General features: G+C 44.1%; 21 protein-coding genes. 11 read left to right on the top strand and 10 right to left on the bottom strand.

What is annotated here, in order from left to right:
* Positions 1–41: 41 nt before the first annotated feature.
* Both MHO32_RS21055 and glgX read right to left on the bottom strand, forming a co-directional pair.
* A complete protein-coding gene (locus tag MHO32_RS21055) occupies positions 42–1,763 on the bottom strand; it encodes a sensor domain-containing diguanylate cyclase (RefSeq protein WP_239213869.1) in 1,722 nt (573 codons plus the stop codon).
* A gap of 252 nt (positions 1,764–2,015) precedes the next feature.
* Complete coding sequence (glgX, locus tag MHO32_RS21050) at positions 2,016–3,983, bottom strand: glycogen debranching protein GlgX (protein WP_239213832.1); 1,968 nt, start codon at positions 3,981–3,983, stop codon at positions 2,016–2,018.
* A gap of 446 nt (positions 3,984–4,429) precedes the next feature.
* Between glgX and MHO32_RS21045 the strand changes: the two genes are divergently transcribed.
* The 5 genes from MHO32_RS21045 (at position 4,430) to MHO32_RS21025 (ending at position 11,351) form a co-directional block, all read left to right on the top strand.
* Positions 4,430–5,707: a maltoporin gene (locus MHO32_RS21045; RefSeq protein WP_005449575.1), complete on the top strand. Its 1,278-nt coding sequence runs from the start codon at positions 4,430–4,432 to the stop codon at positions 5,705–5,707.
* A gap of 100 nt (positions 5,708–5,807) precedes the next feature.
* Entirely contained in the window at positions 5,808–6,617 is an 810-nt protein-coding gene (locus MHO32_RS21040) for a MalM family protein (RefSeq protein WP_005449574.1), read from the top strand.
* 328 nt (positions 6,618–6,945) lie between these two features.
* Positions 6,946–7,452, top strand: coding sequence for a glycosidase (locus tag MHO32_RS21035; protein ID WP_029788722.1), 507 nt, complete (start codon positions 6,946–6,948; stop codon positions 7,450–7,452).
* A gap of 86 nt (positions 7,453–7,538) precedes the next feature.
* A complete protein-coding gene (locus MHO32_RS21030; RefSeq protein ID WP_239213829.1) occupies positions 7,539–9,161 on the top strand; it encodes an alpha-amylase family glycosyl hydrolase in 1,623 nt (540 codons plus the stop codon).
* Positions 9,162–9,731: 570 nt separating this feature from the next.
* Positions 9,732–11,351, top strand: coding sequence for an endonuclease (locus MHO32_RS21025; protein ID WP_005449571.1), 1,620 nt, complete (start codon positions 9,732–9,734; stop codon positions 11,349–11,351).
* A 48-nt stretch (positions 11,352–11,399) separates the two neighbouring features.
* Here the strand turns inward: MHO32_RS21025 and MHO32_RS21020 are convergent, their stop codons facing one another.
* Positions 11,400–12,836, bottom strand: coding sequence for an aminotransferase-like domain-containing protein (locus MHO32_RS21020; protein ID WP_239213826.1), 1,437 nt, complete (start codon positions 12,834–12,836; stop codon positions 11,400–11,402).
* A 110-nt stretch (positions 12,837–12,946) separates the two neighbouring features.
* Between MHO32_RS21020 and MHO32_RS21015 the strand changes: the two genes are divergently transcribed.
* The 4 genes from MHO32_RS21015 (at position 12,947) to MHO32_RS21000 (ending at position 15,515) form a co-directional block, all read left to right on the top strand.
* Positions 12,947–13,864: a DMT family transporter gene (locus MHO32_RS21015; RefSeq protein ID WP_005449569.1), complete on the top strand. Its 918-nt coding sequence runs from the start codon at positions 12,947–12,949 to the stop codon at positions 13,862–13,864.
* A gap of 61 nt (positions 13,865–13,925) precedes the next feature.
* Positions 13,926–14,213, top strand: coding sequence for a hypothetical protein (locus tag MHO32_RS21010; RefSeq protein WP_050933442.1), 288 nt, complete (start codon positions 13,926–13,928; stop codon positions 14,211–14,213).
* A gap of 71 nt (positions 14,214–14,284) precedes the next feature.
* A complete protein-coding gene (locus MHO32_RS21005) occupies positions 14,285–14,656 on the top strand; it encodes a c-type cytochrome (protein ID WP_239213823.1) in 372 nt (123 codons plus the stop codon).
* Between the two features lie 331 nt (positions 14,657–14,987).
* Positions 14,988–15,515 carry a hypothetical protein gene (locus MHO32_RS21000; protein ID WP_005449560.1) on the top strand — a complete coding sequence of 176 codons (528 nt, stop codon included), beginning with the start codon at positions 14,988–14,990 and terminating at the stop codon, positions 15,513–15,515.
* 94 nt (positions 15,516–15,609) lie between these two features.
* Here MHO32_RS21000 and MHO32_RS20995 read toward each other — a convergent pair whose 3' ends face one another.
* The gene (locus MHO32_RS20995) at positions 15,610–16,038 is read right to left on the bottom strand and encodes a MarR family winged helix-turn-helix transcriptional regulator (RefSeq protein ID WP_009695880.1); all 429 of its coding nucleotides are present in this window, start codon (positions 16,036–16,038) and stop codon (positions 15,610–15,612) included.
* Between the two features lie 10 nt (positions 16,039–16,048).
* Positions 16,049–16,690 (bottom strand): cytochrome b/b6 domain-containing protein, encoded by a 642-nt coding sequence (locus MHO32_RS20990; RefSeq protein ID WP_239213865.1) that lies wholly within the window; start codon positions 16,688–16,690, stop codon positions 16,049–16,051.
* 133 nt (positions 16,691–16,823) lie between these two features.
* Here MHO32_RS20990 and MHO32_RS20985 point away from each other — a divergent pair, with 133 nt between their 5' ends.
* Positions 16,824–17,267 (top strand): c-type cytochrome, encoded by a 444-nt coding sequence (locus MHO32_RS20985; RefSeq protein ID WP_005449549.1) that lies wholly within the window; start codon positions 16,824–16,826, stop codon positions 17,265–17,267.
* 65 nt (positions 17,268–17,332) lie between these two features.
* Entirely contained in the window at positions 17,333–17,992 is a 660-nt protein-coding gene (locus MHO32_RS20980; protein ID WP_009695877.1) for a hypothetical protein, read from the top strand.
* A 16-nt stretch (positions 17,993–18,008) separates the two neighbouring features.
* Here MHO32_RS20980 and MHO32_RS20975 read toward each other — a convergent pair whose 3' ends face one another.
* The 5 genes from MHO32_RS20975 to MHO32_RS20955 all read right to left on the bottom strand — a co-directional run bounded on the left by MHO32_RS20975 (position 18,009) and on the right by MHO32_RS20955 (position 21,231).
* Positions 18,009–18,458, bottom strand: a complete 450-nt coding sequence (locus MHO32_RS20975; RefSeq protein ID WP_017818231.1) for a GNAT family N-acetyltransferase — start codon at positions 18,456–18,458, stop codon at positions 18,009–18,011.
* Between the two features lie 83 nt (positions 18,459–18,541).
* Complete coding sequence (locus MHO32_RS20970; protein ID WP_239213811.1) at positions 18,542–19,072, bottom strand: GNAT family N-acetyltransferase; 531 nt, start codon at positions 19,070–19,072, stop codon at positions 18,542–18,544.
* 66 nt (positions 19,073–19,138) lie between these two features.
* Positions 19,139–19,609, bottom strand: a complete 471-nt coding sequence (locus MHO32_RS20965; RefSeq protein ID WP_009695874.1) for an HAD family hydrolase — start codon at positions 19,607–19,609, stop codon at positions 19,139–19,141.
* Positions 19,610–20,025: 416 nt separating this feature from the next.
* On the bottom strand, positions 20,026–20,490 hold the full coding sequence (locus MHO32_RS20960; protein WP_005449532.1) for a GNAT family N-acetyltransferase: 465 nt from the start codon (positions 20,488–20,490) through the stop codon (positions 20,026–20,028).
* Between the two features lie 9 nt (positions 20,491–20,499).
* A complete protein-coding gene (locus MHO32_RS20955; RefSeq protein WP_239213809.1) occupies positions 20,500–21,231 on the bottom strand; it encodes an SDR family oxidoreductase in 732 nt (243 codons plus the stop codon).
* Positions 21,232–21,250 lie beyond the last annotated feature (19 nt).

The raw sequence follows: 21,250 nt of genomic DNA, 5'->3' as shown, positions 1-21,250 counted from the left end.
GATGTTTGCTCTGGCTTTGTCGTTTTTGGAAAAGAAAAGCGTTATGCTGCTTTTAGGTGGCAGACGCGATTCTTGCCCAATCTTTTTGCTTGATAAAGTGCTTTGTCAGCTTGCTCCACCACGTGATGGTAACTGGTTTCTAATGGTGTAAATCCAACACTTGCCGTAAATCGCACATCGCCACAACCCAAAGTGAGGTGGCTTCTTTGCAGCACCGTTAGGAAGTTATCCAGTTGGTGTTTGGCATCGAATTCGTCATTGGCTTGGAACACGATTGCAAACTCTTCACCACCATAGCGCGCTAAACAAATCCCTTTTGGTTTAGGGAAACAGTCGCGCATCACTTCAGCTGTTTTTTGGATGACCAAATCGCCCACTGGATGACCGAATTTATCGTTGATGTATTTGAAGTTATCAATATCGACCATCGCGATAAAACGGTTCTCTGAATGAAGCTCTCTCGACACTTTTGCAGCTAAACACGCTTTATTTTCGAGTTGCGTCATTGGATCTTGATGGCGTAAACGGTCATGCAATTTGAGGTTTGCCAACGCTACTTGGGCGTAGTTCTGAATCAAACTGAGCACGCATTTGTAGGTTGGGAATCGGCAACTGACGTAAGTCACCCCAAGCAGTTCTCGTCCATCAAACAACGGAATGCAGTAGTGGTTACTGTTGATCTTGAGCTTTTTCGTCAACTCGTCGCCGTACTTCTTGTTGCGGTAAGTCAACGCACTATGAGAAAAACGCGCCGCGAGTTCGGCATCGGTTAAGACGAGCTTTTTGTTACCGTGATAATCGAGGGTGTAAAAGCTGTAATTCAAGCTGTCGTATAAACAGAACTGTATGCCTCTGTGATAGCAGAAACGATCCAAAACATGCTTGAGTTGGGTTTTGAACTCATCAATGCTCTCAGTGCCATTTAGGCGCGCGAGTGACAAATGCAGTTGGTAAGTGAGGTAATTGATACCAATCGCTAGAGCTAATAAAGAAGCAATGACACCTGCAGTAAGAGTAAATGGATAACTGTTGTTGAGGATGTCGGCGCGGTCTGTGCCCGCCACAAACACCCAGTTTAATCTGTTGTCTGCGTCGAAGACCGAAATCTTAAAGTTATCTTGGTAATAGTATTCATGTTTACCAAACAACAATCCTGCAGCTACTTTCTCGCTAATGCCACCGTGATAACTGACAGAGTTATCGCCAATTCGGCTTGGATCAGGATGGAACACCAAGCGTTCGGTGTCTCTGTCTACGACAAACACATAGCCTTTGTTCAAAGTTTTAAGACCGCGTAGCTGCTGAGTCGTATGGAGGAGATCGAACTCTAACCAAAGTTGGTGTTTGAGGTCTGGGTTGTCATGTTTGATGGCAAATACCCAGCGTTGTTGCGGGTTTTGGTATAGCGAAGAGATGGAAAATTTATCACTGACGGTATTCAGCTTGTGCCATAAGATCTTGCTGGTATCCGCTTGTTTTACCTGACCAGAAAGACCATAGGCAATGTTGCTATCTGTCGTGGTGTAGAGAATGTTGGAGTACTGTGGTGAGTAATCGATGATGCCTTGGCTTAGCTCATGAAAGTCAGGATCATTAAGGTCTTGCTTGCTTGTCTTTAGTGCGGTTTCTAGTAGATAGAATTTGCTGAAAGCCGCTTCGATTTGGGAGTGGATCAGCCGCTCGGCGGTGATGATATTGGTTTGAGATTGCCGATAAACCATCGACTCAGAATCAACTAACTGAGCATAAGCCAGATAGACCATAAATCCTGCGAGAAGTAACAGGTAAGGCCGCAGAATACGGATTAAGAATTTAGGTAAAGCCATGGTGCCAAATTACGTTGTAGATATTATAAATGTGATTTGGCTAACGATATTAGATTAGTTTCATTATTGCATCAATGCGTATGGTGTGTTCTTTGACCTGATTGATGGATATCTGCTCGAAACGTCCATAAAACAAACCCAGCATGCAGCTGGGTTTGTAAGAACTTGTAGGATTGAACGGCGAATCCGTTAGGCTTCTTGATTTGGGTTATAGTGCAAAATTGCCATCGAAGTTGGAGACAACAAGACTTCTCCTTCCGCATGTCCTGGGTTTAGGTTACGTACGTTGGTATCGCACACCGTCACCCATTCTTGACCACGCTCACTTGGCAGCTTGAAGCGCGCTGGTGCATTGGTTTGGTTGATCAAGTAAACCAATTCTTGCCCTTCTTTACCAATGCCTAAATGCAGCGCTACTGAGCTTAAACGGTTCCAATCGTCATGTTCCATCAAGCTGCCATCAATACGACGCCAGAAGATGCGGTTGTTATTACGATTTTCACCACTAAAAGCACGAATGAATGGCACCATGTATTGATTACGGTTTGCCACCATTTGTGAAATCCATGCTTTGAAATCTTGCTTGCGCTCAGACGTCGCCCAGCTCAACCAGCTAGTCTCGTTATCCTGACAGTAGGCGTTGTTGTTGCCACCTTGCGTATGGGATAACACATCTGCAGTCAGGATATGAGGAATACCGAACGCAAACAGCAAGCTAGCAATCAGGTTGCGTTTTTGCTTTTCGCGTGTAGCGATGATCATTAGGTTTTCGGTTTCACCTTCAACGCCATAGTTTTCCGAGCGGTTATCACCATGACCGTCACGGTTCTCTTCGCCGTTGGCTTCGTTATGTTTTTGCTTGTAAGACACGAGATCTTGCAAGGTAAAACCGTCGTGATATGTGATGTAGTTGACTGTGAGTTTGTAAGGCCAGTTCGCCGCGCTGTAGATATCACGAGAGCCCATCAAGCGCGTCGCAAACTCTTTTAGGTAACCTTGATCGCCGCGCCAGAAGCTGCGGGAGATGTCTCGTAGTTTGTCGTTACACTCGTTCCAACCAAATGGGAAGTTACCCACTTGGTAGCCATTAGGACCGATGTCCCAAGGTTCTGCAATCAGCTTTGTCTCGCGAAGAACTGGGTCTTGCGCGACCGCTTTAAAGAATGCCGCTTCAGGGTTGTAATCGTCCCCTTGGCGACCGAGTGTTGCTGCCAAGTCAAAACGGAAACCATCAACTTTAAATTCGCTCACCCAGTAACGCAGCGTATCCATAACGAGGTTAAGTGCTGGCTGATAAGTCAGGTCCACCGTGTTGCCACAACCAGTGAAGTTCGCATAGTGAGGACCATGCTTGATGTAACTGCGAGGATCGAGTGCTTTTAGGTTGAAGATAGTCGGACCTTCACCGCCTTCCGCCGTGTGGTTGTACACGACATCAAGAATCACTTCGATGCCGTGCTTGTGCAGCTCTCGAATGGTAGTTTTGAGTTCTGTGACGGCATCTTTTTCGGCATAACGAGGATCTGGCACCATGAAAAGGTAAGGGTTGTAACCCCAATAGTTCACCTTATCCATCTTAAGCAAATGCGGCTCGTGCATACACGCAGCAACAGGTAGCAATTGCAACGTATTGATGTTTTGTTGTTTGTAAAACGCCAACATCTCAGGTGACGATAAACCTAGGTAACGTCCTCTGTCATCACTTGGGACCTCTGGGTGTTGTTGAGTTAACCCTTTTACGTGGGTTTCAAATAACACCATCTCTTCTCTTGGTATGCGAGGGTGATCGGTGTCTTGCCAATCGAAGTGATCCTCGATAACGACACATTTAGGCATATCAAAGCTTTTTGCAGGAGAGAAAGGAGGTTGGTAGTGGAGGGCTTTATCAATCGACTTTGCGTAAGGATCAGAAATCAGCAAAGGTTGGTCTTGATGCGTCACCACAAAGCCATACTTCTGCCCAGATTTAATGTCTGGAATAAAAGTATGACGAATACCTGCATATTCATTTGGTAAGTCGTGCAGTGCATAGCTGCCGTCTTCTGCAAAGAGCGCAAGTTGAATGTCTTTACTGCTTGGCGCATGAATAGCGAAGTTACAACCTTCTTTATTTAGGGTTGCACCAAGTGGGTAGGGGCGAGAGTGAAGTCGTGTCATCAGAGATACTTTTTTTAATATTTATTGCTACCTTTAAGAAACTATAAGTAAAAAACTTTGTCTTACTTAGGTCAACCACCTTAGAACGAAAATTATCACTGTAATTAAATTACTTTCTACGTCCTATTTTTGACGAAAATATGAAATGGCTATCACTTTGTAGCCACTATAAACCGAAGAAACTTACTAATTCCTCCCTAGATTGGTGATCTGACTCGAAAAAACACCATTCGGTAATTTTTCTCATCCTTTCTCATCCCCCCTAAATTAGTTTGGGGTGGAGGACGTCATCCTTGTACGCCTTGGGTAATCTTAAGACTGTTGAAACAAACGGGGACTTGTTCCCATCTTACCTCTCTTTCTTTAGGTGCATTTTTACTGCCTATATTCACCTAAAAGAGTGAGCAGGGAAGACAGAATTATAAATACCCTTAATGGAGTTAAGAATGAAAAAAGTAAGTGTAATTGCTGCTGCTGTTGCTGCAACTTTAGCTGCTGGTTCTGCTTTCGCAGTGGATTTCCACGGTTACATGCGTGCTGGTGTTGGTGTGAGCGCTGATGGTGGCCAACAAGTAACATTTGAGAAGAACAAAATCGGTCGTCTAGGTAACGAAGGCGATGTATACGGTGAAGTTCAACTAGGTAAAGAAGTTTACAACAACAACGGTAAAACGTTCTACGTTGACTCAATGTTCGCAATGACTTCTAACGGTTCAAACGACTGGGAAAGCACTTCGGCTAACTGTGGTCTAAATGCTAAGGGCGACAAAGTAGAGTGTGTTGACGATGCACAATTTGCTCTACGTCAGTTCAACGTTCAAGCTAAAGGCGTTCTAGACTTCGCTCCAGAAGCAACGCTATGGGCTGGTAAACGTTACTACCAACGTCACGATATCCATATCTCTGACTTCTACTACTGGAACATTTCTGGTGCTGGTGCTGGTATCGAAAACATCGAAGCGGGTCCAGGTAAACTATCTCTAGCATGGGTACGTAACGACCGTAGCGACATCACTGACCCAGGTAACGACGGTAAAGCTGCAAACGTAAACACACTTGATGCACGTTACGCAGGTCTTCAACTATGGAACAACGCTTCTCTAGAGCTAGGTCTTAACTACGCACTAGTTAACGAAACTGACGCTGCGCCAAACAGCACTAAAGATGCAAAAGATGGCGTAATGTTCACAGCTGAATTGACTCAAGGTCTAGATTCAGGCTTCAACAAAACTGTAGTTCAGTACGGTACTGAAGGTTACTCTAAAACAATGGCGTTTTACGGTGACGGTAGCTGGTACGGTGCAGAAGCGAAAGATGGCGCATCTGGTTACCGCCTAATCAACTGGGGTGTAATCGGCATGGGTGACAGCTGGGAAATGGGTCACCAGTTAGTATACGGTGTTGGTGAAGAAATGTGGGCTGGTCAAGACAAGTGGGAAACTATGTCTGTAGTCGTTCGTCCAATGTACAAATGGGACGACAACCATAAAACTATCTTCGAAGCGGGTTACGCGATTGATGATAACGACGGTGACGAAAACAAATACGGTAAGCTAACAGTTGCTCAAGCATGGTCTGCTGGTTCTAGCTTCTGGGCTCGTCCTGAAATCCGTCTATACGCTTCTTACCTAACAGCGGATAAAGCGGACAACTCAAACACATTCGACAACGGTCGTTCTGACGATACATTCCAGTTCGGTGTACAAGCGGAAGCTTGGTGGTAATCATCTAACCATTAAGTCCTAAATTGTCCTAGAATGATACAGCCAGAACCTATCTGGCTGTATTTATTTCAAAAACAATAACGAGTCGAGGTAGACGGTAATGAAAAAATGGCTTGCTCCCGTGCTGTTGGGAATGTTGGCTACGGGTTGTTCTTCTGTAGAACAAGTAGACATGAGCCCGAAAGGTCAGCAACAAGTGATCACGCAGTCGGGTGATATTCAATGGGTACCAATTGATGTACCTGCGGTTACTGAGTTCGCTTTGACTGATAAAAGCCAAATGCTATTAGATGGTAATAGCGCAGGCGCAATTGCAGCGTTCGCTCTACCGGGTAATCGCGGCAGTCTCGATATCAAACTAGAGACATTCGTAAACAAGAACCTAGAGTTCTATGCACCAAACGTCGTTGTAATGAATGCGGCGGGTGAACCTATTTACCAAGCAGATTTTTCAAAGTTTGAGTACGTGCCAGCAAAACTACTGGATAACGATAAGTTCGTACTTGAAATGAATGTAATTCCAGACATGACAGGTAACGATTTGCATGTGTTGGTTTACACCACTTCCGATGATCTAAAAGGAAGTTCAGAAGTTCTTCACCCTGCAAAAGCCTTCGCACTGGCAAATCACACTCAGCCGCCAGATATTGCAGATCCTCAAGCGAAACACAGCCCACTTGGTCAGTTCCGCTTCTCAGTATCCGCGAACGATATCGTGAATACTAAAATTGTCGCGAAAAACGACAATATCCCACAAGGTACGGATTTAACCAGCTACTACCACAGCTCGATTAAAGCAGCGGTCGCGGCTAATGATATTCCGAAAGCGCTAACACTGCTTGATGAAGCGAAAGAATTGGGCATCGAAGGTGCACAAGAAGTATTTGTGAAAGCAGTAAATACAAAATAATTTAAAAAAGGTCAGCGATATGCTGACCTTTTTTATTACTCTATTTGAGTGTTTAAAACTCACCCCTACATATAGTTAGCTTATTCACAAATTTATTTGTTTTACTTTGTTTTTTATATTTAACAGATCAATAATTAAATTGTGTTCCTAACCTTACTCGTCATCGATTAGGAAATAATTAAACCTATCAAAGTAATCTGGCTCAGCAAGATATGGAATAATATTCTTTATCGGTAGTTCGATATTTTGTTCTTTTTAAATATTAAACTTTTACCAACTTGGTGAGTTTTTATTTACTTTGGAATATTAAAAAGGAATTAACGTGAAAATGAACATGATGAAAACATCACTTGCTGCTGCCTTACTTGTTGCTCTTGCTGGCTGTCAATCAACGGCAGAACCAGAAGCGGCGGCTGAGCCTATTGTTAATCTATCTCAAGATGAAGTCGTCGCTTTTATGGCGGCTTGTGATAACCCAGATAGTACGGCGAAAGGTCCAATTTCTAAGCCACTGTTTGTTGTTGGTACGTTTGCTGATTCAGATTGGAAGCATGTACCTCAACGCCAATACACTTATAAAGGTAACAACTTCTACCAAGTTGTGACGCAAGAAAAAGCAGGCTCTTACAAAATGCAGTACGCGACAGAGTTGTGGTTCCCACAATTTACTGCGAAAGGCAATCGAATGAACGTGGGTGAATTAACACCACTGACTTTCGGTGGCTACGGAACGGATACAGCGGTTGATATTAAAGAAGATGGTAAATATGTTTGGAGTCTTCAATTTGAAGGCGAAGGCAAACCACTTCATGTAATGGTTAATAAGTGCCAATAATATTCCATTTCGTTATTTAGATTTGCTTTTTTTATTAACCCCTACATGGAGAACGTGTCGGGGTTAATTTTATTTGGGAGAGTTTAATGCACAATATCCGATATAATAAACTGCTTGGTAAATCGCTTATTGCGTTGAGTGTTGTCGGCGTTTTATCGGCATGTAATTCCTCTGGCGGCAGTGATAGTGGCAGTACACCACTTCCAGATTCGAGTTATGTCTGCCAAGCGAATGTGATGGAGCAAAGTAATCAGCTTCGCACGTATCAGATCATGGTTGAGAGCTTTGTCGATGGTGATTCAAACATAGGTCATGGGACCGGATATGGTACCAGTCATCACAATGGCGACTTACAAGGCATCATTGATTCCCTGGATTATATCCAAGACTTAGGCATGAATGCGATTTGGTTGACGCCAGTTTTTGAGTCTCAAGCGATTGCGGGACAAGATCACTGGGCAGATCGCTTGGATGCAACGGGTTATTTTGCTACGGATTATTTTAAGATTGATCCTCGCTTTGGCGATTTAGAAACGGCAAGAACCTTAGTTAATGAGGCACACAAGCGTGGTTTGTATGTCTTTTTTGATGGCGTATTCGGTCACCACAAAGATGGATTGATCAAACCTTCTCCGTCTGGCTTGCTGCCTACTGGTGGTAGTAATCCTGTTGATTATCCTGCCAGCTTAGACTTCTACAAAGAAGTGGCGACCTATTGGGTGAAAGAGCTGAAGATCGACGGCTGGCGTTTGGATCAGGCGTATCAAGTACCAACGGATGCATGGACACAGATCCGCAAAGCCGTCGATGATGCTTCGCAAAGTGTGACTTACACCAATGCTGATGGCAAAGACGTTAACCCTCTTGGCTATATGGTTGCAGAGATTTGGAAGGGCGAATCTGATATCGCAAGTGAAGCGTATGGGTCTGCGGATGATCCCGCGTTGTGCTCGGCGTTCGACTTCCCAATGCGTTACCGCATCGTAGAAACGTTAGCGGTAAATGAAAGTGGCGTGGGTGGGCGAGGTGTTGATTGGTTGGATAATGGCTACCAAACGCACAATCAGTATCCATCCCATGCGCAGCCAAACTTAATGATTGGCAACCACGATTTAGTTCGTTTTGGTGACTTACTTCAACGCGGCGGTATGGCTGATATTAATGACGCCGAGTATTGGCAACGTCATAAGGCTGCGTTTGCTTTCCAAGCGGCTTATACCGGACCAATTACGCTCTACTACGGCGACGAAATTGGCGATCAAGTTGATGGGTTTGCTGCGAAAGAAGACAATAACACCTGCGCCGTGCGAGGCGTGTGCGATGACCATGTCGCCCGCAGCAGCGCTAAGATTGAGGGTGTGACAGCAACCTTGGATGCAAATCAAGTTGACCTAAAAAATTACGTTAAGTCTTTGATGGCGATGCGTGCAGCTCATCCTGCCCTGTATCAAGGTTCTCGCGTTAACTTAGCGGCGAGCAATGGTAGTTATGTCGATCTGAAAAAGTCTGGCAGTGATCAGGTGTTGTTTGCGCTTAATACATTAGAAAGCGCTCGAAACGTTATTTTGACTGAGGCGCAAGTGGGTAGCTCTCAAGCGCTGGTGGACTTGCTAACGAACCAAACAATCACACCAAGTAATGGGCAATACCAGATCCCAATGTCCGCACTACAAGGGCGATTCTTTAAAGTAACGTCGAGTGTGCAATAGCATCTAAGGCTACTTGCTCATTAGTATTTTATTTCTATCCAAAGCCAAGTGCAGTCTTCTACCCCCATAGAGACTCACTTGGCTTTTTTTGTACGTTTTAGAAATCATATACCCAGCTAATTCCAAGATGCTTGACTCAGCGAGAGTGATTTAGTTTGTAGACGTGGCGGCGATTTAAAGGTTTAGTTCTTCTAAATCAAGAGCCGACAACAAAGTATACAGGACAAGGTCTTACTGTTTGCAAAGAGTGCCCTTCGGGAAACAAGGAATCCATGACAACGCTCTGAATCCTGCATCTTGAAGTTAATTGGGCATGACAAGCTCTGTTGTTTCGATTCCTATCCCATCTCTATCTCTATCTCTATCTCTATACGCATGTTCTATCTTACTGTTTTATATCGAACAAACGATGCTATCCAAATCGAGAAACAGTACGCAATTTGTGAGATGCTCTGCACGATAATGAGAATATTCACATTCGTGCAACGTAAAATTGTGAGTTAACGCTTATTTATATGTGATCATTATGTTTATCTTTTCTTGGATTTATATAACCAATGGAAAATTATAATGAAATCCATAGCGAAACCCCTCTTTATCCTACCTTTGCTTTGCTCTCCATTCGCCTACAGTGACGTCATCAACGGTGACTTCGAACAGTGGAATGGCAATACGCCAACACAATGGGCTGTGATTGACTCTGGTATTGCGGTATCTCCTACTAGTAACCAAGTGCAGTCCGGTGGTTTAGCGGCGCAAGTAGTCGTGAATACGGGTACCCAAAGCAACACGGACTTTCTGCAAACCATTAATGTGGAGCAAGGGAAAACCTATCCATTCGCAGTGTCTGTTTATCACACTGAAGGCAATGTTAAAGCGCGTCTGATTGTTGATGGGTACCATGGTTATTCAAACCCTAAGCAAACCAATCAATGGCAACAGCTCACACACAGTTATACCGCATCATCAAATAAAACCATTAACGTTGGTCTGAGATTCTATGATGAATCGGGCTTTGATGGCTCTGAAGTAGTGTATGTCGATAACTTCCTACCTAACCAAAGCGGTGGAGGTACTCAGCCTCCGGTTGAAAGCTGCAATGATAATGAAATCCGACTGACTTTGACGACTGATAGTTACGGCTCAGAAACCAGCTGGGAACTGAAGGACAGTCAATCAAAAGTACTCTTCTCTGGTCAAGGTTTCGACTCTTCTAAAACCTATGAAAAGACCATGTGCTTAACCGATGGTGACTATCAATTTACCATCAATGATAGCTACGGTGACGGCATTTGTTGCAGCAGCGGTAACGGCTCGTACGCTTTGATGCTTGGTCAAAAAACGCTTGCTTCAGGTGGTGAATTTACTAAAACGCAAACCACTAGTTTCACGCTTGGTGAAACAACTACACCACCGGTCGTCGGGGAATATTACAAAGCGGCGGAAGGCAAAACAGGTTTTGCATTGAAAACGGCGTTGTTCAATATCATCAATAACCACACTGGTCGTGGCTACTCTGCGATTTGGACATTGGTGAAAGATGCCGATCTGGACAACTACTATGAAAAAGACGGCACAATCCTAGACATGTACTCAGAAAAACCATTGGGTAATGATGCTGTCAGCTTTACCAAAGTGACAGATCAGTGTGGTCAATACAAAGCTGAAGGGGATTGCTATAACCGCGAACACTCATTCCCGAAAAGCTGGTTTGGTGGCAAAGTTGAACCAATGAACTCAGACGGTCACCATTTGTTTGCGACCGATGGTTATGTGAATGCTAAGCGTAGCAACTGGCCATTTGGCGAGGTGGGTAGCAGCACTTATGTTTCTAATAATGGCTCAAAATTAGGTTCAGCCAGCGCATCTTTGGGCTACTCAGGTACAGTATTTGAGCCAATTGATGAGTTTAAAGGTGACTTCGCTCGTGCTTACTTCTACATGGCAACACGATACGAAAACGTGATTGGTAATTGGGAAAAGAACTCAAGCAGTTCAGACGCTGTACTCAATGGCACAAGCACGACGGTATTTGAACCATGGATGCTTAACATGCTTAAGCGTTGGCACAAAAACGATCCGGTGAGCGCGAAAGAAATCAATCGTAACCAACAGGTATTTGATTTCCAGGGTAACCGTAACCCGTACATCGATCATCCGGAATTTGTCGAAATGGTTTGGGGTAACTAATCTCGTCAACAGACCCCAATAAAGCCGTCCACTTGGGCGGCTTTGTTTTTATTGTGCAAACTTCGCGATGAGCTTGGCGAGGGTTTCCATAGCTGGCTGCCAGTTTTTTTCAGCTCCGAAGTTCGCCACACTGAGGCGGATACAGTTTTGGTACTGCCCCTGCGTGCCAAATACAGAGCCGGGTAGAATACTGATCTTGTGTTCATTACAGGCTTGATAGAGCGCGTAGCTGTCAGTTTTTGGTGGTAAGCGTAACCAAAGTAAGAATGAGCCTTGTACGGCATTGATTTGATAATTATTTTTTAATTCAAAGTGTGCGCCTAAACATTGATTTAGCATTTGCAAATATCGACGGACGTTTGCTTGGTACACGCGACACATTCGCGCCGTATGCGTGCGATATTTCCCCGACGTCAAAAAGGTCGCTACCGCTGATTGCATCAAGTTCAAGCTGCCCATGTTTTCACACAATAAATACTGCTCGACCTGAGCACGATAACGCCCTGCCAGCATCCAACCAATGCGAAGCCGTGAATCGAGCGTTTTCGATAAAGAATTCACATAGATCACTCGTTGTTTTTCATCCAATTTTCGTAGGCTTGGCAAAGTCTTATCGAAGCTCAACGCACCAAATACATCATCTTCAATGATGGGAACGTCTCCAGAGACCGCGAGTAGCTGCTTTCGTCTTTCAAGTGGCATCAGAGAGCCGGTTGGATTGGTAAAGTTCGGTGTGACGACAATGACTTTGATCTCCCATGTTGCCATTGCTTTTTCTAGTGCGTCTGGGTCCATACCATCTCGGGGGCAGCTTGGGATCTCAACCACTTGTAAACCAAGCGATTCAAGCATTAATAAGTTACCGAAATAGCACGGTGATTCGACAGCGACAATATCGCCGGCTTGTGTTGTTGCTCTTAATGCAAGGCTGATTGCTTGTTGGGCACCATGGGTTACCAGAAGATCGTCAACATTCGCAGGGGTTCCCAGATCTTGAGTGATCTTAGCCAACTGTTTGATCAACAAATCATCGCCTGGTGGCAATTGATAATGGCTGGATATATGGCTTTGCTGGCGACTATGGCGACCAATTTCGGCATACAGACTTTTGATTGCTGGGGCATCAATATTTGGGTGTGCAGAACCAGTCGGAAGCCGCTCTTGATACTCAGGGTAAGTGAGGATTTGCTTACACACGGAAAGTAAATCCACACGCGTAGGCTTGGCGATCTTGGCTTCACTTTGTTCCGTGGGTTTTACGCGATAACCGGATTTGGGCACAGAATAAACCATGCTTTGCGCTTCCAGCTCTTGGTAGGCACGGATCACCGTGTTTTTACTTACTTTAAGCTCGGTGCTTAATAGACGGATGGAAGGTAACTTATCGTCCGGTTGATAAACCCCATTACTGATCGCTTGTTTGAGGTGATGCTCGACGATCAAGTACTTATTCGCATCAAGCGTACTGATTAAATCTGTACCCATAAAAACACTTCCATCTGTCACTTTTTCAAAACACTGTACCTAACTACATTAGCAACATTCGAGATTGAAAAACATTCAAAATTTAAAAATAGGTAGAGTGAGGGCGCATAATGTTAATCAGAGCCATTCCTTTTGTATTCGTTATCCTTTGGGCTTCTGGGTTTGTCGGCGCACGCTTTGGTTTGCAATACGCTGAACCAGCAACCTTATTGTCGATTCGCATGGCGTTTAATGTTTTGCTGTTCCTAGTGATAGTGGTCTTGCTGCGTCGTCGTATTCCAACGGGCAAGGACTTTTGGCACAGCTGCGTGGTTGGTGTATTGATCCACGGTTTTTATTTAGGTGGGACGTACTTTGCTATTAGTTTGGGTATGCCAGCAGGACTAAGCTCGTTATTGGTAGGTATACAGCCCATTTTAACTGCCGTGCTGCTGGTAGTGTTCGCTTCTGAGCAATTTAAGCCATCACAATGGATTGGTTTGTCATTGGGCTTTGTCGGCATTGCGATGGTGCTGATGGGTAAGATGGAGTGGCAGTCGGATTTGCACAAAACTTTAGCGATTGGTGTGTGTTTGTCATCTCTGTTTGGTATTACCGTCGGCACGTTGTATCAAAAGAAATACTGTCAACAAGTGGACATGGTGGGAGGCGCAACGGTGCAATATTTGGCGGCATTGGTGATGTTTCTACCTGTTGCAATGCAGTTTGAAACCATGCAGGTGCAATGGACAGCGGAGTTTATTTTCACCTTGATTTGGTTAGTGGTGGTTCTGTCTTGCGTAGCAATTTTATTGTTGCTGTACATGGTCAAGAATGGTGCGGCATCAAGCGTTGCTTCTGTGTTTTACCTTGTGCCTCCAACCACTGCGCTTCAAGCTTGGTTTGCGTTCGGTGAGTCATTTGATTGGATGGGTATTATTGGCTTTGTGTTGGCAGCGACCGCAGTATATTTGGTGGCGAAAAAGCCTGAATTTCCAACGCTTAAATCAAAGTTTGCAAAGCAAAAACGTAAAATATACCTAAATTAGGTAGGGACATTTGCGTGCCAGAGAGTACAATCCGGCTCTCAATATTGTGTGGAGCCGGGTAATGACCGTCAAGCCAGATCGAATGACCGCAATGCGCGATATCATTGCACAAGTAAAAGCTGAACTGCCGATTTATGAACCAGAGACGTTTGTTTGTGGTCCTGAAGGACAATGCATTGGTTGTCCTAAAAAACTGTTGGAGATGGTCGATTCAGAATTGAGTTATTGGGAATCGGCGATGGAACGCGGTATCACTCCTCAATTTGATGAAATTCGTCGCTTTGGCAAAATGTGCACCAGCGTGCGTCGAGGTCTAGTACGTAATAACGTCCCTTTGTTGAACGTTTAATCAACACTTTTTCGACATCCCCTTCGTTACCTTGTCTTCATTGATTTAGCAAATGAAGACAAGGGGCACCCATGCGTAAATTCTTTTTCTCTGTTGTTTTCTTATTGCTTGTATCCAGCTCTGGATTTGCAGGCTATAAATGGTTTACCGATAACCAATACGGCGAAGCGGACCTAGTCGCAGGAAAGCAGCGTTTTGAGTCTTATTGTGTCTCTTGTCATGGTGATAAAGGGCATGGAGATGGTCTTGTTGCCAAAGCCATGGACATTAAACCCGATAATATATCTGCCGAGCTCTTAAACCCGTTTGGGATGAAAGTGGAGCTGATTGGTTCCGTCTTGGAAGGTGGTAATGGGCAGGGCGGCGCAATGCCACCATTCAAAACTGTGCTGAGTGAAAACGAAGTCAATGACATATTTGAATACATCAAAAGTATTAACTAAATAAGATTCTTATTTTAGAAACAAATACTTAACCTGATTGTTTGTGCCGTAGTAGTTTGAATTTAGTCGAGTTTTTTAGCTAATTGCTGAGTATGTTTCAGCACAACTTAGTGGCTGGTCTCAAGTTCTTAATTGGTTCGGTTTTTCTATCAGTTAGTGCGTTTCTCTGCGTAATTTCAGCGATATATTGGCTCGGTTCTCACATGGAAGTGGGAGCGACGACCTTTACCCTCAGCCATTTCGCTGAATCAAACATCAAGAGGCTACTTGGGTAACTATCATTTGTCTGTATGCCGAGAGATAAGAAGTGAAAGCAAAAGGATTTACGTTGATGGAAATCACCATTGTGCTCGCAACATTGGGGTCCATTGCTCTCGCAGCTTTACCTGTCTTGCTCGATATCCACCGCCAAGCATACGCGTCTATGCTGCACAGTTCACAGTCCTCTCTGGGGACATCTCTTAAGTTTTTTCATGCCAAAGTTGTTATTGATGATGCACAGGATAGTCAACAAATCACTTATGTTGACCATCAAGTGAAGATGCTCAGTGGCATGCCGGAAGCAAGTGCGAACAGTATCCGTGCTTTATTGGAAATAGGATTACCCGCCAAGGGCAATTCACCCATCGATAAGCCGTGCCATGGCAGCGATTTTTGTATTATGGGCAATCAATTTCCTAACAGTGCACACTTTGTTGAGATCCCAAAATACCAATTTATTGATCACTCTGGTCTAGATCGTGTGGTGTACATCTGGCCGCAGGGCTATACCTTGGAAAGTGAGGCGTGTTATTTCTATTACGTTAATCAAGCATCAAATCGCTCAGTGGTAAGAGGGCATGTTACTGAAGGGTGTTAGGTACGGGCAAACTTGGCGTTCACCTAAAAACACAAAGCCCCAAGTTCAGAACTTAGGGCTTTGTTTATTCTTGGTTGGAAAACTCAGCGAAGCGCTAAATCTCTGCGACCAACTTTTTTAGTAGGCGTAACATCTCTTTCTGTTCAGCCGGCTCTAACGGGCTCATTAGTGCTTTATTGACGTTCAACGGAATTGGCAGCAAGGTTTCTTTGAGGTTTCGCCCTTCTTCCGTGAGGTAAATTCGGAATGATCGGCGGCTATTTGGATCAGGGTGGCGTTCCACTAAACCAAGCTTCTCAAGCTTGTCCAAAGTGCGAGTCGTGGTTGAGTTTTCTACCTTAGATTTCGCCGCAATATCGCGCTGTGTTACGCCTTCTTCTTCCCATAAACACATCATGGTTGGCCAAAGCGCTACTGTGAGACCATGCTTCTTGAGTTCGATCTCAAATCGCTTTGCCGCATCGTGTGCAACCACGTTGATCATCCAACCAAAACTGTCTTGTCTATCAAACTGTTCGCTCATTTTCTTTCTCTTATGATAAAGCAACGATTGTCATGGTAACCAATGTTGCGGCAACTAGCACCCCCAACGCACGGCTTTGCGGTGCGAGATAGACAATTTTTTGCTCAGCAACAGAGGTTTCTTTGATTGTTTTGGTCTGCTTACCAGTGATCATGGCTTTCACTAATGGTTTGCCTTTTAATTTATAAAGAAGGATCGCGCCAATATGTAAAGCGATCAATATTGGTAAAAGATCGACCAAGGTTAAATGTAGCCACTCCATGCCAGCGAATACGTCATCGTTAAGCCAAACTTCCGAATAAGGCCATGTGTCGAATACGCCACCAAGAGCCATTCCAGAAATACATTGAAGCAAGAGTGCTGTCAGCATGGTTACTACCATCCAGCCGCCAGCAGGGTTGTGACCAGCAGTGGCTGCCGATTTTCCCTTTAAATAAGAAATGACGTCTTCAGGGGAGCGGAGAAATTGACGAAATAGGTTAGTCTCACTGCCGATGAATCCCCATACCATTCGCCATACTAGCAGTGTGAGTAATGCCAATCCAAGTTGGATATGAGGACCGTTACCAGACAGCCCAGATGCCATCAATGCTATAAAAAGTAAAACTTGACTCCAGTGGTAGAGCCTTGTTGCTAAGTCCCAAATCTTCATCATTTACCTCGATCGTTTTGTTGTGTGATGATCTTCTTTACGGTAATTTACACAACAATAGTTGCGTACGCAATGATTGTTGTGTAAATTTAAATCCAACAACCCAACAATGAAGAACGATTAGGAGAAAGACATGAAAAAGACACTGGCACTGATTGCACTTTTACCGACCATTTTTGTACCAACAACGCTTTTTGCTCAAGACTTCAGCTCTCAAATCGACATGCGCCAGAATGCGTTTGAGCAAATTGAATCTCTATCGAAGCAAGCGGACAAGACTCTGAATGGCAGTAATACCGATTGGCAAGCTTTAGCGCAGATCGGCAATGAACTCTCTCGTCATAGCGAACATTTGCTACAAGCGTTTCCGCAAGGTAGCCAAGCTGATAGCAAAGCGAAGAAAGAAGTGTGGAGCAAGCCAGAGAACTTCAATCGTTTGATGGTGCAAATGGATGAAGGGTTCGTTCAACTGTATCAAGCAGCGCAAGATCAACAAGTTTCAGCAGCCGAGGCTGGACTCAAACAAGCCCAGAGTACTTGTCGTAGTTGCCATCGCGCATATCGTAGCCGCTGGTAATAGAGTCAACCACATTGAATTTAACTTGAAGCAGATAAGAAAATCGTAAAATGAAAGGTAACCTTATGAACAGAATCATCCTATTGAGCACACTTGCTGTTGCGTCTTTCTCAAGTTTTGCTGCTGATTACGGCGTTGAACTAGCCTGGAATACTAACGATGTGGAGCAGGTTTTACAGACATTACCAAAACAGAAAGCCGAATTTAGTCAACTTATCGAGCAAGGTGATGTGAAAGACATGTTCGTTTTACCAAGCAGTATTGATGGTAAAGTGGTACAAATTCTGCGTTTTGTTTTATCAGCAGAAAACGAAGCGGAAGTGCAAGCAAAACTGCAAGACTTACCCATGTACCAACAAGATTTGGTGAAGATCGCGAGTATCCAACCTTTGGGTGCTAAATGGTTAGATAACACGCCTGAGAGTGATAACTACAGTGTGACATTGCGTTGGAAAGAGGGGGTTGAGGCTTTAGAAATGGACCGCGTATTGGGTGTCGATTTACAGCGTGTTATCAATCTGAACAACTCTGGTTTAATCACTTCGTCTTATATCAATACCCAAGTACTCGACAATGGCATTGAGCGTCCAATCTATTCAGTCGCTGTGTTAGCCAAGGATGCGCAGCAGGCACAAAACCTAATGTACTCTTTTGAAGCGGTTCAGCTTGGCTATGCGACATTTGAAATTGAATACTTGGGTAAAAAGTTAGATATGAAAAGTTAACCGAAAGTCTCTTTATTCAAAGCTCAAGATACAGGCGTAGCATATCTTTATGTTGAATGCCGTTTTCCCAAATTGGTTCTGGGTAGTGGAGTAAGAAATGATTTTTGTCCACGCTCTCTACCCTAAAACCTAATCGCTGATAATACGTCAGTTGATAACCAAAGGTACCCGTTCCCAATATCAGTTTTTGAAATGATTGACTTTTCATGGCTTCAATTGCAAAACGCAATAGATTTGAACCAATGCCGCGTTGTTGATGTATTGGCGCGACTGAAACGTTCATGATTTCAGCTTGTGTTTTCGAATGAGGTAATATCACACATGCACCAACAATTTGATTGTCTTCAATAGCGGCAAAGCCAATGGATGTATCAAGATATCGCTCAATGTTATCTTGATTAGGGTCTGCCTCTAGCAGCAAAGTCATTGGAATTTGGTTTGGTGGTAAAGGTTTAAATTCAATCATCACAATTACGTGTTAAGTCGTTGGGCGAGCGAGTATATCGAAAGGTCGGCTTTGTACCCAAGTAGCCTTGGATTCTTAGCTTATCAAGAATGGCTTTTGCTGCTAGCGTTCATTTCGTCTTTCTTTAACACCATTTTTTGACTCATCAGATATTTGCCATTGGGTAGTAACACTTCTCCTAGCTCACCACCATGTTCGAAGCCAAATTGTTCATACAAAGCAATCGCTGCTTGGTTGGTCTTATAAACATTGAGAACAATGGTATCATAACCATACTTCCAACCACTTTGAATGGCGGTTGCTAGAAGTTTTGTTCCTAGTCCTTGGTTGCGATAATGACGATCAATGTGAATGCCAAGAATACCAGTTTTCGCAAACTCTCCACCTTCATAACCGCACATTTCGGCAGGGAAGATCTCAATACTTCCCACTAATTGCCTCCCATCAAAGGCGACAAACTGAGGGATGGATTCTTTTTCTACTCGCGTGATCACATCACTCAACATTGTTCGGTCAGGCGCAGGAGATCGTAAATACTCGCCTTCTTCATATACACGGTTCCAGAGCGCAATAAAATGGTCGATATCGTTGAGAGTAATCGGTCTGATCTGCATTCATCTTCCTTGATTAGTGCATTAAGTGTAGTTGGTTAAACGAGAGTTCCAGTAAAGCCTTGTTGGTTAGCCTAGTATCAGCTCCGATAAACAATGCACTTGAGACGGAATAGGCTTACTTGGAACAGGAAGGTTTTTAGGATTGAACCAAATGACGTTTAGCCCTGCATCCATTGCGGGATAAATGTCTTTTTCTGGTAAGTCTCCCACCATAGTGAGCTGGCTGGGTACTACGTTTAATTGCTCAGCGACCGCGAGATAGAAGCTAGGTTGATTTTTCGCAATACCAAGATTGGCAAAACAAAAGTAACCACTGATGTATTGGTCCAGTCCGACTCGCTGAAATGCCTTTTGCACGTCCTCCATTGCGGAGTCTGATGCACTGGTAGCGATATAAACGCTATGCTGCTGTGACAGTTTTTCTAGCGTTTCTCTGGCGAGAGGCATGGTCTCGACGTGTTCCCAATCGCACATTTTTCCTTGTGCGTGAGGGAAATCTACCATTAAGGTGTTCCCCCAATCGAAAAGATAAATCATGTTCGAATCTCCATTATACCCAAGTAACCTCGAGATGCTTGGTTCAGCGAGAATGACTCGGTTTGTAGACGCGTAGGCGATTTAAAGATCTAGTCACTCTAAATCAAGAATCGGCAACAAAGTATACAAGCCAAGGTCCTTACTATTTGTAAAGAGTGCCCTTCGGGAGCGTGTTATTGACTCGCTTTTTTAATTAAACCAATGGCTGCGTCAAACAACTTGAAAATAGCTGGCTATTACACTGCGTTGTTTTCCTTGCTCTCGAATCAATGACAACGCTCTGAATCCCGCATCTTGAAGTCACTTGGGTATATCCGTACATCATATCGTCTTTTCAAAAAGGGGGAGGAAGGTGCCAGAAAGAATTGCGATTCAGGTTAGCTTTAATAGTAAATTTCGCTTAAATGCCGTGATCGTTACAAACATTTCAACATGATGCGCGAGCTCGTCGTAAAGTTGAGTTTGTCATAAAACTGCTGAGCAGCTTGGTTAAACTCCATTACTTCCAGCCTAATTTGAACGGCTCCTGACTCAATGGCCCATTGCTCTACTTGATTCATGAGTAGACTTCCCACTCCCTTTGATTTCTGATTTTCATCTACAACTATGGTTCCGATACGGCAGATTGGGTCTTTGATCAGAAAACTAATGGTTTCATTCTGCGTAATGCTTGCGGTCACAAAACCGATCGCTTGTTGGTTTTCTTCAGCAATTAGAATTAAACGTTCCTTATCTTCCAGAGCATTGGCAAGAAATTGTTTGTCTTGCTCCGAGGGGGCGACAAAGGCTTCAGGAGCATTGAGATGGTGAAGTTCACTGATCTGTTTGTTTAACACAAATAGTGCATCAAGATCTTTGGGTGTAGCTCGTCTTATTTCCATGATTGTTCCTTAATTTCCGCCAGCAAGATCGATAAAGGAGCCAGTGACATACGAGGCTTCGTCACTCAGTAACCAAGAAATGGCATTGGCAACTTCGTCCACAGTACCACCTCGTTTGAGAGGGATTTTTTCGCTGAGTCTGTCGACACGATTGGGTTCTCCGCCGTCGGCATGGATGTCAGTGTAGATACAGCCGGGGCGAACACCATTAACGCGAATATTTTGCGCAGCCAATTCCAAAGACAACCCTTTAGTGAGAGAGTCCATTGCTCCTTTTGATGCTGCATAATCAATATATTCGAATGGCGCACCAGAGCGAGATGCGGCAGAGGAGACATTAACGATGGCACTGCCAGATTCAAATCGTTTCGCCGCTTCTCGACAGCAGAGAAAGCAGCTAGTGACGTTAGCATTCATCACGCTTTGGAAACGCTCAAGACTCATGTCGGTAAGGCGAGATTGAGTGAATAAGATTCCAACATTGTTGACGAGGTGAGTGACTTTACCAAGCGCTTGTTCAGTTTGTTCAAACAATGAGAGTACCTGCTGCTCATTGGAAACATCCGCTTGAATAGCGATTGCGTTACCGCCATTTTCTTCTATTTCGTTGACAACTTGTGTGGCAGCGTCAGTCTGCGTACGATAGTTTACGCACACAGAATAACCTTGTGCTGCCAATCGCTTAGCAGTTGCTGCACCAATGCCTCGGCTGGCTCCGGTGATGATGACTACTTTCTGCATAACATATCCTTGTTTTTGT

The organism is Vibrio sp. MMH1-50, from assembly GCF_022347645.1.
GTDB classification, from domain to species: Bacteria; Pseudomonadota; Gammaproteobacteria; order Enterobacterales; family Vibrionaceae; genus Vibrio; species Vibrio harveyi.
This window is presented reverse-complemented; position numbering and strand designations above follow the sequence as displayed.

Excerpts from the sequence above, each read along its gene's own strand:
- MHO32_RS21040 (WP_005449574.1), top strand. The coding sequence starts at position 5,808 with ATGAAAAAATGGCTTGCTCCCGTGCTGTTGGGAATGTTGGCTACGGGT.
- glgX (WP_239213832.1), bottom strand. The coding sequence starts at position 3,983 with ATGACACGACTTCACTCTCGCCCCTACCCACTTGGTGCAACCCTAAAT.
- MHO32_RS20980 (WP_009695877.1), top strand. The coding sequence starts at position 17,333 with ATGAACAGAATCATCCTATTGAGCACACTTGCTGTTGCGTCTTTCTCA.
- MHO32_RS20985 (WP_005449549.1), top strand. The coding sequence starts at position 16,824 with ATGAAAAAGACACTGGCACTGATTGCACTTTTACCGACCATTTTTGTA.
- MHO32_RS21030 (WP_239213829.1), top strand. The coding sequence starts at position 7,539 with ATGCACAATATCCGATATAATAAACTGCTTGGTAAATCGCTTATTGCG.
- MHO32_RS21025 (WP_005449571.1), top strand. The coding sequence starts at position 9,732 with ATGAAATCCATAGCGAAACCCCTCTTTATCCTACCTTTGCTTTGCTCT.
- MHO32_RS21055 (WP_239213869.1), bottom strand. The coding sequence starts at position 1,763 with ATGGTCTATCTGGCTTATGCTCAGTTAGTTGATTCTGAGTCGATGGTT.
- MHO32_RS21005 (WP_239213823.1), top strand. The coding sequence starts at position 14,285 with ATGCGTAAATTCTTTTTCTCTGTTGTTTTCTTATTGCTTGTATCCAGC.
- MHO32_RS20990 (WP_239213865.1), bottom strand. The coding sequence starts at position 16,690 with ATGAAGATTTGGGACTTAGCAACAAGGCTCTACCACTGGAGTCAAGTT.
- MHO32_RS21035 (WP_029788722.1), top strand. The coding sequence starts at position 6,946 with ATGAACATGATGAAAACATCACTTGCTGCTGCCTTACTTGTTGCTCTT.
- MHO32_RS21010 (WP_050933442.1), top strand. The coding sequence starts at position 13,926 with ATGACCGTCAAGCCAGATCGAATGACCGCAATGCGCGATATCATTGCA.
- MHO32_RS20975 (WP_017818231.1), bottom strand. The coding sequence starts at position 18,458 with ATGATTGAATTTAAACCTTTACCACCAAACCAAATTCCAATGACTTTG.
- MHO32_RS21015 (WP_005449569.1), top strand. The coding sequence starts at position 12,947 with ATGTTAATCAGAGCCATTCCTTTTGTATTCGTTATCCTTTGGGCTTCT.
- MHO32_RS20970 (WP_239213811.1), bottom strand. The coding sequence starts at position 19,072 with ATGCAGATCAGACCGATTACTCTCAACGATATCGACCATTTTATTGCG.
- MHO32_RS21020 (WP_239213826.1), bottom strand. The coding sequence starts at position 12,836 with ATGGGTACAGATTTAATCAGTACGCTTGATGCGAATAAGTACTTGATC.
- MHO32_RS20960 (WP_005449532.1), bottom strand. The coding sequence starts at position 20,490 with ATGGAAATAAGACGAGCTACACCCAAAGATCTTGATGCACTATTTGTG.
- MHO32_RS20995 (WP_009695880.1), bottom strand. The coding sequence starts at position 16,038 with ATGAGCGAACAGTTTGATAGACAAGACAGTTTTGGTTGGATGATCAAC.
- MHO32_RS21045 (WP_005449575.1), top strand. The coding sequence starts at position 4,430 with ATGAAAAAAGTAAGTGTAATTGCTGCTGCTGTTGCTGCAACTTTAGCT.
- MHO32_RS21000 (WP_005449560.1), top strand. The coding sequence starts at position 14,988 with ATGGAAATCACCATTGTGCTCGCAACATTGGGGTCCATTGCTCTCGCA.
- MHO32_RS20955 (WP_239213809.1), bottom strand. The coding sequence starts at position 21,231 with ATGCAGAAAGTAGTCATCATCACCGGAGCCAGCCGAGGCATTGGTGCA.
- MHO32_RS20965 (WP_009695874.1), bottom strand. The coding sequence starts at position 19,609 with ATGATTTATCTTTTCGATTGGGGGAACACCTTAATGGTAGATTTCCCT.